The organism is Myroides sp. (assembly GCF_032073645.1).
In the GTDB taxonomy this organism is placed as follows: domain Bacteria; phylum Bacteroidota; class Bacteroidia; order Flavobacteriales; family Flavobacteriaceae; genus Flavobacterium; species Flavobacterium odoratimimum.
Map to the genome: position 1 here is coordinate 45,066 of NZ_DAMANB010000019.1, position 17,052 is coordinate 62,117.

Below are 17,052 nucleotides of genomic sequence, written 5' to 3' on the forward strand. Positions count from 1 at the left end.
CAATGAAAAAGGCAGTAAAACCGTGGTTTTACTGCCTTCTCTGATATTTTATATTTTTCTTTAAAATGATTGTTTCTATTTTCGATATTGTGCTATTGCCTTCTGTATAGCAGGTCTAAACTGTACGCTGATATAATCTTCACTAGTAGGTGCACTAAACATAAACATTGGATTCTCAGGAAACCCCTCTGTCGTTCTAAATAAGACGAAATAACTCTTACCTGCTTTACCCGCATTCATCCATTCGTCAAATTTATAATAATCAGCTACAGAGCGCCTCTCTCTCACCACGATCAGCACATCGTTTATCTCATTCCACTTGAGTTGCTTCTCTTTGAGCAGACTTTTATACGTCACTCCTTCTGCGTCTATACTTACTTTGATAAAAAAACATTTATAGACAAAAACGACGAATAGGAGTAACATAACAGCACTAAGAGACTTGGCTAATCCATTGCCTACTTGTAGAAAGAAAATAGACATCCCTAAAAAAGGAAGTAAACAAAATACGAATAGCAATATCTTACTCGTCAAATTATAATAACTAAACCTCATCTTATTTATGCTCTATTTTAGTTGTTATCGCTAATGCAGCAAGGTATCCGTTCGTCCATGCATTCTGAAAATTAAATCCTCCTGTGATGGCATCAATATTTAAAATCTCCCCTGCAAAGTACAAATTATTGTGCAATTTACTTTCCATGGTTTTAAAGTTAACCTCTTTTAGGTCTACCCCTCCAGCAGTAACAAACTCGTCTTTAAACGTGCTTTTACCATTGACTTGATATTCTCCTTGAGTCAACTCCCCACATAGTATATCTAACTGCTTATTAGTCACATCTGCCCATTTGGTATCTTCTGCTATTCCTGATATCACGACCATGCGCTCCCATAGTCTATTAGGCAGGTCTAATTCTATACGTTTAATCACATTCTTTTTTGCATGATCTTTACGGATGCGTTGCAATTCTTCTTTTAAAGATTCGAAGCTGTGCTGTGGCATCCAATTTACTGTGATATGAAACTGATATTTCTTGTCTGCTAATATTCTAGCACCCCAAGCAGAAAGACGCAATATACCAGGTCCACTCATCCCCCAGTGGGTAATTAATAAAGGTCCTGATGCTTCTAGCTTAGTCCCCTTAACACTTACCTCAGCAGGTGTGGCTACTCCCATCAAATCTTTTATGCGCTTATCATTGATATTAAATGTAAATAATGAAGGTACTGGCTCAACGATCTTATGTCCTAATTCGGCTACTGTATTCCACATCTTAGGATTACTCCCCGTAGTCATGATTAGATAAGTCGCTTCATAGTTACCTGTTGTGGTATCTAGCTTCCAACTATTCTCTTTCTTAAAGATGCCCTGTACACTACTACTCGTGATGACTTCTATCTTCAGCTTCTGTACTGCCTTCATAAAACAGTCTATAATAGTCTGAGAAGAGTCTGTATCTGGGAACATTCTACCGTCTTCTTCTATCTTTAATGTCACGCCATGTCTATCAAACCACTCAATAGTGTCACCTGAACAAAATTGATGAAAAGGCCCTAATAACTCTTTTGCACCACGAGGGTAGAACTGTGTTAATTCTTTCGGATCAAAACAAGCATGAGTCACATTGCATCTTCCTCCTCCTGATATTCTTACTTTAGAAAGCACTTCTTTTCCTCTCTCGATAATCGCTATTTTTAGTCCTTTATTTTGTTCTGCAAGATTAATTGCAGTAAAAAAACCTGCTGCTCCACCTCCGACTAATATGACATCATAATTCATTGAAAAACCTATTTTAACGTTTAAGACTCTCTTCTAGAGTTTTTTTATTGAGTGTAAAAAATTATCTTTACGCCAACAAAGATACTTACTTACGATCGCACCACTATCATTGTTAAATTAAGAATATGAAAAAATTACCTTTCTTAGCTTTAATTGTCTTGTTCTCTATGTGTAAATCTGCTTCTCACGTAGCAACGAAACCACCTAAAGAACTGACAGTAGATGAGCGTATCGAAAAAATCAAAGAGGAAGACAGACTTCCTGAAGAAGATGATGTAATGGATCTACCTGATTATGCTCAGGTGAGAGATGACTTTAGATCCGTTACTGACAAAACGAAAGCAAACTACCTTAGAGGAATGAATGCTTCTGCTGATAACTACTCTGTAGTCATCTTAACTAAAGGCTTTAAAGGAGAAAATATCTCTATCAAAGGAAATAGCAAGACCTACTACTACGCCATGACCATGAGTGATCTACGCTCTGGTATAGCGAAGTCTATCCGTGTAGACAACACGCAGAATATAGTATTAAAAGACAGTTATACAGGTGGTTCACTGACGATAGAAAGTGACCATGCTAAAATGTTTAAATTCATCTATGTGATGAAAAACAACGCAAATAAGGAGACTCCTTTTAAAGTGACCTTTAGCAATACGCTACGTCCTGTTCGATAATCTTCAATAATGGAAAAAAGAGACCTTGTCCTTAGAATGATACAACAAACGGCTCACTTACTTAGAGCCGTTTTTAATTCGCTTCCTATCGATGACTTCGAAACTGAACAGCAAGTACAAGACTTCTCCTCGTCTCTTAAGGAGAACTTACACCTAGATCTAGACAGATTTATCCTGCTTAGAGATGAAGAAGCTCTGACTTACTTATTAACCATAGAGGGAATGGATATCGAAAATATAGAATCACTGGCTGACATCCTAAGACTACTAGCTCTCAAAACTCAAGATGCTTTAAACGAAAAAAGTGCTCTCCTGAATAGCAAAGCACTTCTGTTATTTCAATATGTATCAGATACATCTAAGACCTACGACTGGGGAAGAGAGAATAAAATTATCACCCTAAAAAGTCGTCTAACTTAGTTCTTAGAAGCTCTCTTTTCTTTAGCTCCGATCACTAAGGCAAACAACAATACTACTACTGCTGATATAAGCAGAAATAGCCCTATCCCAAAGTTTTGCATTGCTACTAGACTTGTACCTATAGATATCATTAATAATCCTACTATTAATAACCCTTTACTTCTCTTCATTTATTTTTATTTTTTTAATATCCAATTACAATTGCACCTCCCAAAGCTTCACCACTCGATTCTAAATGGAAGTCAACATTATCTTTTGTTTTACCTACTCGTACCTTCACATCATTCATCCCAACAAAACTTGCAACTATTGTTAGTCGTTTAGTATTATACTTTTCAGGAATAACTAATTCATATTCTCCTGCTAGATTACTCTGCGTACCTATATAAGTCCCTTTTATTATAATACTTACACCTGGTAATTCTAATCCACCTTCATAAGCCTTTCCTCTAATTACTCTTGTATTCTCATTCTTAGTTTCATTCTGAACTAACGTTGGTAAAGGAGTACTTGTCTTAGTATCTTGACATACAGATTCCACCTTAGGTTTCTCTTGAGCTACAGCTGTACTTATAGTTGTTAGTGCTAACAAATTTACCATGGTAGCCACCATACCATTCAGTCCAAAAGACTTTCTGATTTTCTCTTCTTCTAAGTCTGTACCTATATACTGACGTGGAATACGTCCGCATATTTTTCCCTCTTTCTTAATATAATTGATGATATCTCGCTTACTTGCTTTAGAGAAGTCAACGACTACCTTATCACATACAGCACAGTGTCTCCCTTTATCTTGAGGAGCCATTTTATCCCAATCTTCATGACAGGGTTCTGGTATTTCGATTCTGTATTTCATAGTTACTAATATAGCGAATGATAACACAAACATAAATAATAAAAAACGCATAGTGGTATCTATGCGTTTTTTATTATTTAAAACTATTAGCTATTTTCTTCCAGCCTTCTTCTACCGACTTAGAGAATACTTTCTTTGTCTTATCTGCCTTTTCTACCACAGGTTTATCTACTTTGCCCTCGCTAGGTATAAATGCTCCTTTGGCGAGAAGATTCTCTTCACCATTAAACAACATGACTTTTAAATCATATTCTCCTTTCTCCCCATCATTACAGCTCGTCACATAAGACACGATCACTTCTGTCACTCCATCATTATCTAAATCAGTCACCACCGTCCCCATAGGTACATATCCTATATATGGAGCAGGACTTCCTTCACCACAGGGTACGACATCATACATCTTCATCGTCATCACATAACCGTTATCATCGTCTTTATTCGTGAACATATACATATAGATTTCACCTTTCGTTCCAGAAGAATACTGACCAAACCCTTTCTGAGACAAGTCTCTATAAGGGAAATACCCCGTAGTCGTTAGGATCAATATTTTCTCTCCTTCTTTATCTTTCCAACTAATAGATTCCATTACAGTTCCTCTAAAGTCGAAGGTCTTCGGAATATCGTTATACAATAGCGTCTTTGCCTTAACAGGAGACTCCTTATCGTATATCTGCATCTTCCATTTAGGTTGTAAGGTACGTTCTAAGTTTCTTGTATTTTGTCCCATCACAACAGAAGAGATAAACAAAAAACTACAGCACAAAAAAAGTAATCTTGTCATTATATACATTATTAGAGTTTGATTTTTTCTTTATCCCATGATATCACCACAACACCTTTAGAATAATGTTGTGCAATCACATCAGCTTCTGTCAAGTGCAGATCGCCTATACTATAATCAAACTCCATTGTATCAAATTTTATTGTTCTAATAGGCCATTCTTTATGGTGTATCTGATATCGAAACAGCTCCTCATGTACATATACATACAGACAATAACGCTCTGTCAACCACAAATCTAATGTAGACTTATCCTTAACTTTCTCCCCTTTTTGATATTCAAGTTTTAGAAAGAAGCGTTTCTTTTCGTTTAAAGATAGATAAGCATTTTTCTCACGAATTATATCTGACTTTTCATAAGGTAACCCAGATATCGTACGAGATACAAATGCAGATAGGCTCTTCCCTACTTCTATATTGATAAAATAAACTCCTGGTTTTCCATCTATCACAACATAAGTACGCACGTTAATCTCATCAAAATCAGATACCATACTCACCGCAGGTAGACGACGTGGACGAATATTCTCCATCGTGAATGGCACGATAGATACATAGTACTTCCCATCTAGACTATCTAGTTCTAAATCTTCTGGCACTAAGGGTCTCAGTACCTCTAGAGGCACTTCAAAATGTAAAAAGATAGCTCTATTCCACTCTTGATAGAACTTCCAAGGTCCTTCAGGCAATGCCCAAGGGCGATGGGACACTGAACTTAACACATCATCTATTTGGCTCATATTGTATTTTTTTACTAAGCAATTTACATAAATAAACACAACCTTCTTACTATTTAAAGACAATTAATCTCAATCAAATATCCTCAAACCGTCAAAAGCTGAATAGAAGCTACCTTATCACTATATTCATTAATTCACTTCAGCTGTCCACTCAATCCCACTGATATCTATCAGTCGAAGAACAACACTCTGTTTAGGATGCTCAACACTTGGCTCAAAAGTAAGATCAGCCTTCGCTCCTAAAGGAATAATCAAACTGTGTTTGCCAGGAGCTATTTTAGCTACATAGCGATTACTGATTTGTTCTTTACTCAGTTTTGACAGTGCTTCACCATCCCACTTCTGAATAACCTCTCCCTCTATTGTCTCTAATTGTACACCTATAAGGAATGATCCATATACATCTGCACCTTCTACACGGTATACTTCAAACTTCAATTGTCCTTCTCTCCAAGTCACATCTGCCAACTCTAGCTTAGGCTTAACAGACTTATTGTGTAGAGTACCAAACACTCCTCCGTGAAAAACTTGATTCGTATATAACGTCAATAATAACACTGCAAAAGATCCTACGAATACTACAGGCTTAAGATTCTTAATAGGTAATTCTCCTGAGCCTAAGAAACCAAACCACTTCTTAGTCGTAAATGCCTTGCCTTTCTTTGCAAAATAATAGTCTAGAGAACCATATCCACCTCCTGTCAAGAATAACATAAACCCTGTAGCTACACCTAGCACTCCTATCTGCCATTCGTCTAGACATGTAGTCCCTATCCAGCCAGAACCTAGTAAGATTCCCATCGCCAGAAAGAATACCCCTACAGACATTAGTCTAGTGAATAGACCTAACATAATAAACAATCCTACAATAGCCTCTACTATTGTAAAAATAACCATCGCCCACCATAGCATATCAGGATTACTCACTAGATATTCTATAAGCGGTTTTATCCCTAAAGCATTTGGCAAAAAGTGATTAAACTTCGCGCCAATATATCCCGCTTCTTCTTCTATTAATTTGTTCTCTAATATTAACCTACGCCAAAAAGCAGAGAAATAAGTCCATCCAACTACTAAGCGAATTCCAAGTGTAAAAAATCCAGCCGTTGTATACGACTGCTTATTAAAAATTTGCATGATTTTAAATTAAAATAGTGTAATCAATTTGTTTTAACTCATTAAAATACAAACCCATATATCGTTATTCCTTCGTTCATTCTAGAGAATAACAAGGCTTAGGTACGTATATAAATCCTTACGCTATAGCTAATTTAAACTGCTGATATAATATATATTTAGGAGGGTCGGTTCCTGCTATATTAAGAATATAGTCTAATTGTACTCCCTTACTGTGGTGAAATAAAGCCAAGTCTACTCCCGTTGTATAAGCCAACGAACTCAACGATATTCCTTTTACTTTTTGTTTTAACTGCTTTGAAGAAACAGTTACAGATGAAGTCTCTACATCACAAGAAATCTGATTAACGCCTAATGCTTTATTTGCATTCAAGGAACGTTCTACCTGAAGTCCTGATACCTCAAAAAAAGCCTTCTTAGCAGAACACCCAACTGTAGTAAACATCAAGAGTGCTATCCATAGATAACACTGTATTTGTACCGCTACTTTCTTTTTTAAGGTTAACATTTAATATATACTCTCATCATTAAAGGCTCAAAAATAGCCCTTTAAGTTTAATTTTAACAATTACAATTGACAAAGTATTGTTAAACTAAACTTGTTAGATGTACAAGAAAGTTCTCTTCATCTACTCCTTCAACCTTAAAGCAAGCTACTGTACCAGGGTACATCTTCTCTCTAGACAATACAGACAGGCACTGATGATAATCTGCTAATCCATAAAAAGCACTTCCTATATCCACCATGACACCTTGTGGGTAAAAACAGACTATCTCTCCTTCTACCTGATCACCTAGCTCCTTTTTAAATACAGCCCAATGCTCTTCATAAAGCATTTTACTCTGTGACCATTGATCGAGAAACTCCTCATGACTTATTTCATTTAGAAACTCTTTATCCTCGTCTTCTAACAACGTTTCGGGCAAAAAGAACTCTTGATCTCTTATCTCAATATAACTATTCGTCCAACAGCCATTATGATTAGTCACACTGCGCAGATAATAGCCTTCTTCAGACACCTCATAATAACTGATACAGCCTTCCACTCCCTCGAGTTCTAAATGGTCATAACTATAATATGCATTCATATTTATTACTATTTATGAGGTATAAACTCATAAGGCATACACAATACCCTTTCTAATTTTCGCATTAGCTCTTCTTCTGTATCTGCATACGTAATATGATGTTCTAACATATTGTTCAAGTCCACATTGGTTGTTCCTTTAGAAACAGGGTGTTTAACCTTAACCAACGATACTTTAAACTGATTATCTATCCAGATCACCTCTATAAACAGTTTGTCATTACTAGCGAAGTACAGTAGCTCATTGGATTGATAACTCTTCTTTCCTCTTATCAGCTTATGAACGACAACATACCAATACCCGTACTGAACAAACGGTAGCAAATCCTGATCTGTCTGATTTAATAACTTTTGTACAACCTCTTTTACACTTCCCAGATCATGACTTTGACAGAGGACTTCATACTTCCTAAACTCACCTTCATAATCCCAACTACCGAGCACACGATTATACTCCATATATTCTACTTCATACCCTACCTTATCATTACTATACATCACATATATACCTCTACCATCCTTTATATTCTCAGCCGTAAATAATAAAGTATCTTCTAGATATCCCTCTCCTATTGGATTATTAATACCTACAGACCAATGTTCTGATACCGCTAATGTCCATGACCACTGCGTGGACTTTTCTATTTTCTCTATAATTTCTTTCTGACACTTATAAAGTTGAGCCAAGTACTTACCATCACTTCCCTTCTTCTCTTCTCCTTCTATATACGATAACCAATCTTTTAAGATATCCATGAACACCAACTTTCCCTCCTCAGTTAGATCATCTTCATATAGAACTACTTCACGCTTCAGCACTCCATATTCATCAAAATTACTTGAAGAAACAAGACGCTTATTCTCAGCAAAACTCAACAAGGTCACAATCCCTTCTTCGGGAACTTCCTTGTGATTTGCTAAGTACTCGTTTATATTGAATATGTCTCTTCTCATATTATTCTTTTTATTATGCTAAGCGATACTATCTCTTACCATTCTTATACGGTGTCAAAAGTACGAAAGACTATAATAATACTTTCTACCTATGACGATATTGCCTACTTATGCCTACTAATAAACACTTATGGTCGCATAAACTGGGACACTATACAATAAAAAAAGAGGCTATCTTGCAACAGATAACCTCTCCAGATTGTCATTCTCTCCAACTTGCTCATAAAGATTCAGACTTTCTTTACTTAAAACCTACATTAAGCATTAGTAAAGCCTTATGGTCAACATCTCTATTTAATTAAATCAGTACTCAAAACATAGCACTTATGCTTCTTCTTTAATTAATGATAGTCTCTTTGCGATATCAACCTAAGCATCACTAATGAATCCAATAGATTTTGTTTTAAAAAATACTATATTATGAAAGGATAAATATAAAGCATTAAAATCAAAAATAGTAGTTAAACTTCTAAAAAAGAATCATATTCTCAAAGTTTACTATTACTTCATATCCTTTAGAACTAAAATACTCCAAAGGGTCATTTTTAGAAGCAACCATCACAAAGTCTCCTCCCCAGCCTCCTAGACTTTTGATTGATCCGTCGAAGTCCGCAAATAAACTTTGCTTCACAGTAGTGACTCCTAATACCTCACTCATAATCTGCTCATGCTCATCCATTAGTTGACTAAACTCTTCTAATGTAGTGCTAACAGACATCGCCTTACTAATCTCTGATATACGCTCTACCTGATGGTGAATACCATGGCGTTTCGCTTTAAAATTAGCAATAGCCTCTTTACTGCTCTTCTTCTGATTTAGGTATACGAAGTATAAATGCTCTTTAAAAGACGGATTAAAGGACACCTGCTCTACCTCAGGATGGTTTACATCAGTTAAGGTATAAAAGATTCCTTGATCATGACGCGCACAGGCAATATCATATCCACTACCCCCAAATGACTCCTGCAATAGTTGATATGGATTAATATTAAACCACTGTGCTACATTATTAATCCAAGTAGAAGAAGTCCCTAATCCCCATAAACGAGGAAAAGTTAGCTCAGATACCACCTCATATCCAGTTCCCTCTACTAGAATAGAAGGATTCTGTCTATGTGCAGCACGCAGTACATCTACTAGCGTTTTATAATACTCTGATTGATGTTCGATTTCATGCGTACCTAGTACATCTTGAAGAGGCACTACCTCACTCATCCAGATACTACCGTCCACATCATAGCTCGTCCAATGAATACAGTCACCTTCCTTCTCCTTTACCTTCAGTGATTGTCCATACTTAGTAGGCAAGGCAAAAGCCTTAGCTCCTTCTAGCACGACATACTCTCCTGAGATAAGCAGTTTTCCGTTACTATAATATTCTTTCACCATTATTTGCGAAGGCTTTCTAGCAGTTCTACTACTGCACTATGGGATACTACATTCTTTTCGAAATGAGCTACTACTTTTACTCTTTCTGCATCTGTTGCCTTGAACTGGTTTAGGATATTCATTAAGTGCATCTTCATATGTCCTTGTTGAATACCTGTCGTTGTCAATGATTTTACAGCAGCGAAGTTCTGTGCTAATCCAGCTACTGCTATGATTTGCATTAACTCAGTAGCAGAAGGACTCTGAAGCATCTTTAAAGCCACCTTTACCATAGGGTGTAATGAAGTTAATCCTCCCACAGTACCTAATGCTAGTGGCAAATCAATCCAGAACTTAAAGATACCATTCTCTATACTAGCATGAGATAAACTGCTATACTGACCACTGCGAGCAGCATAAGCATGTACTCCTGCCTCGATAGCTCTGAAGTCATTCCCTGTAGCTAGTACCACAGCATCTACCCCATTCATCACTCCCTTATTATGCGTTACTGCTCTAAAAGGCTCTACCTCTGCGATACGCACAGCTTGTACAAATTTCTCTGCGAATAACTGCGGTTCTTTAATATCCTTCCCTTTTAGGTCTTCGATCGGACAGCTAACTTCAGCTCTTACCACACAGTTAGGTACATAGTTAGACAGAATGCTCATCACTACATCTACTGCTTTCTCCTCTTCTGTAAACGCTGTACAGTTCATCGCCTCCGTTTTTAGCGTTTTAGCGATTTGCTCTAGACAAGAGTTAATGAAGTTTGCCCCCATACTATCTTTTGTCTCGAATGTCACATGCAGTTGATAATAATTATCCACATCAGCAGTCTTATCTCTTAGCTCGATCGCTGAGATACCTCCACCGCGCTTCTGCATATTCTGTGTGATAGAGTTCGTATCTTCATAGAACTTACTATCTATATCTTTAATAAACTGAACTAGTTTACTCTTGTCTCCTTTATATATAAAGTGTACTTGTCCTATCTTCTCTGTCCCTAGTATAGTAGTCTTAAATCCGCCTCGTTCTGACCAGAACTTAGCAGCCTTAGAAGCTGCAGCTACTACAGAACTCTCTTCTATCACCATCGGAATAGTGTACCATCTATCGTTAATTCTAAAGTTAGGAGCTACACCAAAAGGCAAATAGAAATTCGTAATCGTATTCTCTATAAACTCATCGTGAAGCTTCTGTAATTCCTCATCTGAATTCCAATATTGTTCTATCAATTCTACTGTATCAGCAGAATTAGAAAAATAGGTTTGTGCTATCCAATTGATTTTGTCTTGTTTACTCAACTTAGAGAATCCATTAATATTACCTTCCATCTTTATTTTTGTTTATGCCACAAAGATAACTCATTCTTACAAGGTTAAAAAAACTAAAAAAACAGCTATTAGTACTTTTTGTTTATGATATTATGATTTTTATTACCAAAATAGCTTCAACAGAATTAGACTTTTTTTGGTTTATTCGAAAAATAAATTGGTGTAAATCATATTTTTTCATTAAAATTGGAAGTTTTTTCGATTAAATAGATAATGAAACACCTTAACCTAACCCTACTATTTTGTATCATAGCTACCCAAATTGGGTTGGCTCAGAAACAAATTGCACAAGAAGAAATTTGGAACGGCACATTTAGAACGAAAGTAATGCAATCCGTTAATTCGATGGAAAAATCGAATCAATACTCACGCATTGAGCGCGTTGCTAAAGACCACCAAGAAATAAACCTTTATAACTTCGAAACACTAGAAAAAGCAAAAACAATCTTTTCTACTAGTGCGTTTAAAGATATTAAATCGATAGATACTTATATCTTCGATCATAAAGAAGAACAATTATTAATAGGAACTAACACCACTCCTATTTACCGTCGTTCTGCTTTAACTGATTTTTATTTGTTCAACCCAACTAAAAATTCACTAGTTAAAATAGCAGATCACAAAATATCTGAACCAACATTCTCTAATGATGGTTCTAAAATAGCTTATGCGTATCAGAATAACTTATATATCTATGATATCGCTTCTCAAAAAACACAACAGATAACGAATGATGGTAAGAAAAATCATATCATCAATGGTATCTCTGATTGGGTATACGAAGAAGAGTTTGGTATCGTACGCATGTTTGATTGGAATAAGAATGGAGACAAGATAGCTTATATTAAGTTTGATGAGACTGACGTTCCAGAATATTCAATGGATGTATATGGAACAGGACTTTATCCTACTCAAGATAAGTTTAAATATCCTAAAGCAGGAGAAAAGAACTCTCTAGTATCTATCCATATCTACGATGTGAAGTCTAACCAGACAAGTAAAGTAGACTTAAGCGAGTTCAACGATTTCTATATCCCTAGAATCAAATGGACAAATGACAATCAATACTTAAGTGCTCAAATCATCAATAGACATCAGAATGACTTAAAAGTATTCTTCATCGATGGAAATACATTAAGCAAAAAACTGATTCTAAATGAGACAGATAAGGCTTATGTAGATGTAGCTACGCTTAGCTTCTTAGACAACAACGATTTCGTATGGCTAAGTGAGAGAGATGGTCATAACCACCTATACTACTATAACAAAGAAGGTAAATTAGTAAACCAAATCACAAAAGGGAATTGGGAAGTAACGGATTACTACGGTATCGATACTAAATCTAAGAAACTTTACTTCCAGTCTGTAGAAGAAGGTTCTATCTATAGAGGAGTGTATTCTATAGACCTTAATGGAAAAAATAAAAAGAAACTATCTGAGAAACTAGGAACGAATAGAGCGATATTCAGCCCTAACTTCGAACAGTTTATCAATGTGTACTCTTCTAGTACAGTAGCTCCTACTTACACTTTACAACAGTCTAAAACAGGTAAAGTGGTAAAAGAAATTCTAAACAACAAAGAATTAGAGAGCAAATTAGTAGACTATAACTTACCTACTAAAGAATTCATACAGATTCCTACTGTTAACGGATTACAGCTTAACGCTTGGGTAATGAAACCTAAAGACTTTGATCCTGCTAAGAAATATCCTGTGTTTATGTATCAGTACAGTGGTCCTGGATCACAACAAGTAGCTGATAAATGGCTAGACTCTAACGACTATTGGCATGCTATGCTTACTCAGAAAGGGTATATCGTAGTGACTGTAGATGGTAGAGGAACAGGATTCAGAGGAGCTGAGTTTAAAAAAATGACACAAAACCAATTGGGTAGATATGAAGTAGATGACCAGATCATCGCTGCTAAATACCTAGGTCAACAATCTTATGTAGATGCTAGCAGAATAGGTATCTGGGGATGGAGCTACGGAGGGTTTATGTCTTCTAATGCTATCCTACAAGGAAACGACGTATTCAAACTAGCTATCGCTGTAGCACCAGTGATTAACTGGAGATACTATGACAGTATCTATACTGAGCGCTATATGACTACTCCACAGGAGAACCAAGCTGGATATGATGATAACTCACCTATCACACATGCTTCTAAACTAAAAGGTCGTTACCTACTAGTACACGGTACTGCTGACGACAACGTACACGTACAGAATGCTATGGCTATGATAGAAGCGCTAGTACAAGAGAACAAAGACTTCGACTGGCTAATCTATCCAGATAAGAATCACGGTATCTCAGGAGGAAATACAAGATTACAATTATATACGAAGATGACTAATTTCATCTTAAACAATTTATAAGCCAAAATAACCTTACACCTAAAACCAACCAAAGTACTATATCACCAATAAGTACGAACTAAAACAAACTAATATTTACTTAAATGTCAGCAGAAACAGCTACAAACTCAAACCTGTTTAAATCTAATGTGCTTGGGCACCCAGCAGGGTTATTCGTTCTTTTCTTTACAGAGATGTGGGAGCGATTCTCTTTCTACGGAATGAGAGTATTGTTAATTCAATTCTTAACAGCTAAAGTTATCTTTGGCGATGCATTCTCAGGATGGGGATGGTCAGCAGAACAAGCAGGTGCACTATACGGTACTTATGCCATGCTATTATACTTAACACCTATCTTGGGTGGAGTTATTGCAGATAAATATATCGGTTCTAGATGGGCTGTAATTATCGGAGCTATCATCATGACTTTAGGTCACGCATCGATGGCTGCAGAAGGAATTTCTAAACTATGGTTCTTCGTAGGACTTGCATGTCTTGTGATCGGTACAGGTTTCTTTAAACCAAATATGCCTTCTATCTTAGGAGAAATGTACAAATCATTACCAGACAAAAAAGATGCTGCGTATACCATCTTCTATATGGGTGTAAACTCAGGTGCTTTCTTCGGAATGATGCTATGTGGATACTTAGCAGAGACTAAAGGATGGCACTACGGATTCGGATTAGCAGGTATCTTCATGCTATTAGGTACAATCCAATTCTGGTTAGCTAAACCATTAATGGGAGACTTAGGTGAGCTTAAAAAAGTAGACACTACAGTAGAGAAAACACCAGAGCAAATCAAAGAAGATCAAGATACTAAAAACCCTTACACACTAGTAGATTATATCTTAATCGCTATCGTATCTGTAATCGGTTTATTATATGCTTTCAATGATCCATTATCTAAAAACGGAGTACTAGATCTATTTGCATTCTTAGACACAGAAGCATTAAGAGGACAGAACATCATGGCTATTCTAGCCCTTATCACGTTCTTATACTTAGTGATCTCACGTATCTTGCGTTATGGAAAAGTGATTAGAGACAGAATGTTCGCTGTAATCTTATTAGCGTTCTTCTTAATGTTCTTCTTCATGAGTTTCGAACAAGGGGCTACATCATTAGTACTTGTAGCGAGAGATTATGTAGACAGATCGTTAGAAGGAACTGCATTAATGGCTTTCAACATTATCAATACATGTCTTACAGTGATTCCATTGTTAATCATCTCATGGGTACTTATATTATTAGCAAAAGCTACTTGGTCAAAAATCGCGATGTCTAATATTATTTTATTCATCTGTTTTGCTGGTATCTGGGCTATGGCTATCTATATGTTGAACGCAGAGTTTAATAAAGAAGTATCTGAGATCACTGTATCTTGGTTCTCTATCTTGAACTCATTCTTCATTATTTCGTTAGCATCTACAGTGTCTAAACTGTGGGATTCTAAGTATAATCCATCGGCTGCATTTAAGTACGGTATCGGATTAATCTTCGTAGCTATCGGATTCTTAATCTTAGGTTTAGGATCTATGGGAGCTACTGACGGAGTAAAAATGTCGATTATATTCCTAATATTAACGTACTTATTCCATACCTTAGGGGAATTATTTATCTCACCTGTAGGACTGTCTTATGTTTCTAAACTAGTACCTGGCAAGATGCTTGCATTCATGTTCGGTATGTGGTATTTAGCCTTAGCTATTGCTCAGAAATTTGCAGCCATCTTAGGGGGACAAATCGAAAATATTAAAGAAGAGTACTCACTTAGTCACTTCTTCTTCCTATTCACATTAATACCTTTTGCAGCAGCAATCATGGTAATGCTAGTGAACCCATTATTGAAAAAACTAATGCACGGTGTTCGATAAGAACACAGTGCATTGCACAATAATAAATAACTAAAAAAAATGAGTCAACAACAGACATTAGAAGAGATTCAGAATTTCTCAGGTAAATACCCTAAGCAAATCTGGAGCTTATTCTTCTCAGAGATGTGGGAGCGTTTTAGCTTCTATGGAATGAGAGGAATGTTGGTTTTCTTTATGATCGACCAACTACACTTTGAAGAAGCACAAGCTAACTTACAGTATGGAGCTACACAAGCATTCGTTTACGCATTCACATTCTTAGGAGGTATTTTCGCTGATAAAATCTTAGGTTTCCGTAAATCTCTTTTCTGGGGAGGCTCGATGATGATCTTAGGTAGTATTATTCTAGCTATAGATCCACACGCTTACTTTTTCGTAGGTATTGCATTTACTGTAATTGGTACAGGTTTCTTTAAACCGAATATCTCTACTATGGTAGGATATTTATACAAAAAAGGGGACGAACGTACTGATGCTGGTTTCTCATTATTCTATGCAGGGATTAACTTAGGAGCACTTATCGGAGGATACTTATGTATCGCTATCGGTAAAGGACACTTATTCCAAGACTCTATCGCTGTAGAGAACCGTTGGAGTGTAGCTTTTGGTTTAGCTGCTTTCGTGATGTTAGTGAGTTTAATCAACTTCATCTTTACAAAACGTCATTTAGGACCTATCGGACTACAGCCTATGCAAGTAGCTAAAGATGGTAGTGAGACTAAAATGCCTTTATGGAAAGAAGTAGGGACATACATCCTTACGTTTGCGATGGTACCTGTTATCGTATTCATGATTGATAACACAGACTATACTGCATACTTTATGTACACAGTAGGACCATTAGCATTAATCTACTTATTCTATGAAATGACGAAGCTGACTAGTGCGGAGCGTAAAAAGATTATCGCTGCCCTAGTATTTATCTTCTTCTCTATTCTATTCTTCGGTATCTATGAGCAAGCAGGAGGATCATTAAGCATCTTCGCAGCGAAGAACTTAAACTCTGATTTACTAGGTATGCACTTAGATCCTAACGGAGTGAATAACTCAGGAGGAGCTTTCTTCATCATCTTCATCGCACCTATCTTAGGTCTATTATGGATCTGGATGGCTAAGAAGAAAATAGAGCCAAATACAGTAATGAAGTTCGGTTTAGGATTTATCCTATTAGGAGCTGGATACTATGCATTATTTGCTACACGTCTATTCGCTGACGCAGCAGGTATGACATCATTAGACTTCTTTACTTTTGCCTTATTGATTATTACTTTAGGGGAGCTGTGTTTATCACCGATTGGTCTATCAATCATGACTAAACTTTCTACAGCTAATCTACAAGGGATGATGATGGGTATGTGGTTCTTAGCTAGTGCTTACGGACAGTATGTAGCAGGTATCTTAGGAGCTGCTATGTCTAAGAGTCGTTCTGAAGTAGCTACTGGTAACCATCCTAACTATGATGCTCTATTAGCGTATACTGATGGGTATAAAGATTTAGGATTATATGCAGTAATCGCAGGGGTAGTGTTAATCGCACTTTCTCCACTTATGAAAAAACTTATGCAAGAAGTTAGATAGTTCACTATCTATTCTAATCTAATATACAAAAGCGTCTTAGGCAACTAAGGCGCTTTTTTTATGCAATACTTTCAATAAACAAATAAAAACAATA

General features: G+C 36.4%; 17 protein-coding genes. 5 read left to right on the forward strand and 12 right to left on the reverse strand.

The features are described 5' to 3' along the window. Positions 1 to 75 precede the first annotated feature (75 nt). Both RT228_RS13690 and RT228_RS13695 read right to left on the reverse strand, forming a co-directional pair. Complete coding sequence (locus RT228_RS13690; protein ID WP_313138705.1) at positions 76 to 555, reverse strand: PH domain-containing protein; 480 nt, start codon at positions 553 to 555, stop codon at positions 76 to 78. 1 nt (position 556) lies between these two features. Beyond that, complete coding sequence (locus tag RT228_RS13695) at positions 557 to 1,780, reverse strand: NAD(P)/FAD-dependent oxidoreductase (RefSeq protein WP_006257510.1); 1,224 nt, start codon at positions 1,778 to 1,780, stop codon at positions 557 to 559. A 125-nt stretch (positions 1,781 to 1,905) separates the two neighbouring features. Between RT228_RS13695 and RT228_RS13700 the strand changes: the two genes are divergently transcribed. Next, on the forward strand, positions 1,906 to 2,457 hold the full coding sequence (locus tag RT228_RS13700; protein ID WP_006257511.1) for a hypothetical protein: 552 nt from the start codon (positions 1,906 to 1,908) through the stop codon (positions 2,455 to 2,457). 9 nt (positions 2,458 to 2,466) lie between these two features. Next, on the forward strand, positions 2,467 to 2,877 hold the full coding sequence (locus RT228_RS13705) for a hypothetical protein (RefSeq protein WP_313138706.1): 411 nt from the start codon (positions 2,467 to 2,469) through the stop codon (positions 2,875 to 2,877). On the opposite strand, the gene RT228_RS13710 is transcribed toward RT228_RS13705, so the two are convergent. The 10 genes from RT228_RS13710 to RT228_RS13755 form a co-directional block, all read right to left on the reverse strand. Then, a complete protein-coding gene (locus RT228_RS13710; RefSeq protein WP_006262708.1) occupies positions 2,874 to 3,047 on the reverse strand; it encodes a hypothetical protein in 174 nt (57 codons plus the stop codon). The genes RT228_RS13705 and RT228_RS13710 overlap by 4 nt on opposite strands. A 14-nt stretch (positions 3,048 to 3,061) precedes the next feature. Then, a complete protein-coding gene (locus tag RT228_RS13715; protein WP_313138707.1) occupies positions 3,062 to 3,733 on the reverse strand; it encodes a carboxypeptidase-like regulatory domain-containing protein in 672 nt (223 codons plus the stop codon). A gap of 73 nt (positions 3,734 to 3,806) precedes the next feature. Further along, a complete protein-coding gene (locus RT228_RS13720; RefSeq protein WP_313138708.1) occupies positions 3,807 to 4,520 on the reverse strand; it encodes a M949_RS01915 family surface polysaccharide biosynthesis protein in 714 nt (237 codons plus the stop codon). An 11-nt stretch (positions 4,521 to 4,531) separates the two neighbouring features. Beyond that, complete coding sequence (locus RT228_RS13725; RefSeq protein ID WP_313138709.1) at positions 4,532 to 5,260, reverse strand: DUF2071 domain-containing protein; 729 nt, start codon at positions 5,258 to 5,260, stop codon at positions 4,532 to 4,534. A gap of 129 nt (positions 5,261 to 5,389) precedes the next feature. Next, positions 5,390 to 6,397, reverse strand: coding sequence for a TQO small subunit DoxD (locus RT228_RS13730; protein ID WP_025125723.1), 1,008 nt, complete (start codon positions 6,395 to 6,397; stop codon positions 5,390 to 5,392). Positions 6,398 to 6,515: 118 nt separating this feature from the next. Continuing rightward, complete coding sequence (locus RT228_RS13735; RefSeq protein ID WP_006257518.1) at positions 6,516 to 6,905, reverse strand: hypothetical protein; 390 nt, start codon at positions 6,903 to 6,905, stop codon at positions 6,516 to 6,518. A gap of 80 nt (positions 6,906 to 6,985) precedes the next feature. Further along, positions 6,986 to 7,486 (reverse strand): hypothetical protein, encoded by a 501-nt coding sequence (locus RT228_RS13740; protein ID WP_313138710.1) that lies wholly within the window; start codon positions 7,484 to 7,486, stop codon positions 6,986 to 6,988. Positions 7,487 to 7,494: 8 nt separating this feature from the next. Continuing rightward, positions 7,495 to 8,439, reverse strand: a complete 945-nt coding sequence (locus RT228_RS13745) for a hypothetical protein (protein ID WP_313138711.1) — start codon at positions 8,437 to 8,439, stop codon at positions 7,495 to 7,497. Positions 8,440 to 8,908: 469 nt separating this feature from the next. Next, positions 8,909 to 9,829 (reverse strand): GYDIA family GHMP kinase, encoded by a 921-nt coding sequence (locus tag RT228_RS13750; protein WP_006260532.1) that lies wholly within the window; start codon positions 9,827 to 9,829, stop codon positions 8,909 to 8,911. Continuing rightward, the gene (locus RT228_RS13755; RefSeq protein WP_006266229.1) at positions 9,829 to 11,145 is read right to left on the reverse strand and encodes a hydroxymethylglutaryl-CoA reductase, degradative; all 1,317 of its coding nucleotides are present in this window, start codon (positions 11,143 to 11,145) and stop codon (positions 9,829 to 9,831) included. The genes RT228_RS13750 and RT228_RS13755 overlap by 1 nt, the downstream gene beginning before the upstream one ends. Before the next feature lie 213 nt (positions 11,146 to 11,358). Between RT228_RS13755 and RT228_RS13760 the strand changes: the two genes are divergently transcribed. From RT228_RS13760 to RT228_RS13770, 3 genes are all read left to right on the forward strand, one after another. Beyond that, positions 11,359 to 13,524: a S9 family peptidase gene (locus RT228_RS13760; protein WP_006260530.1), complete on the forward strand. Its 2,166-nt coding sequence runs from the start codon at positions 11,359 to 11,361 to the stop codon at positions 13,522 to 13,524. An 83-nt stretch (positions 13,525 to 13,607) separates the two neighbouring features. Next, positions 13,608 to 15,380 (forward strand): peptide MFS transporter, encoded by a 1,773-nt coding sequence (locus tag RT228_RS13765; RefSeq protein WP_006257524.1) that lies wholly within the window; start codon positions 13,608 to 13,610, stop codon positions 15,378 to 15,380. 39 nt (positions 15,381 to 15,419) lie between these two features. Next, positions 15,420 to 16,958, forward strand: a complete 1,539-nt coding sequence (locus RT228_RS13770; protein ID WP_006257525.1) for a peptide MFS transporter — start codon at positions 15,420 to 15,422, stop codon at positions 16,956 to 16,958. Positions 16,959 to 17,052: the final 94 nt, after the last annotated feature.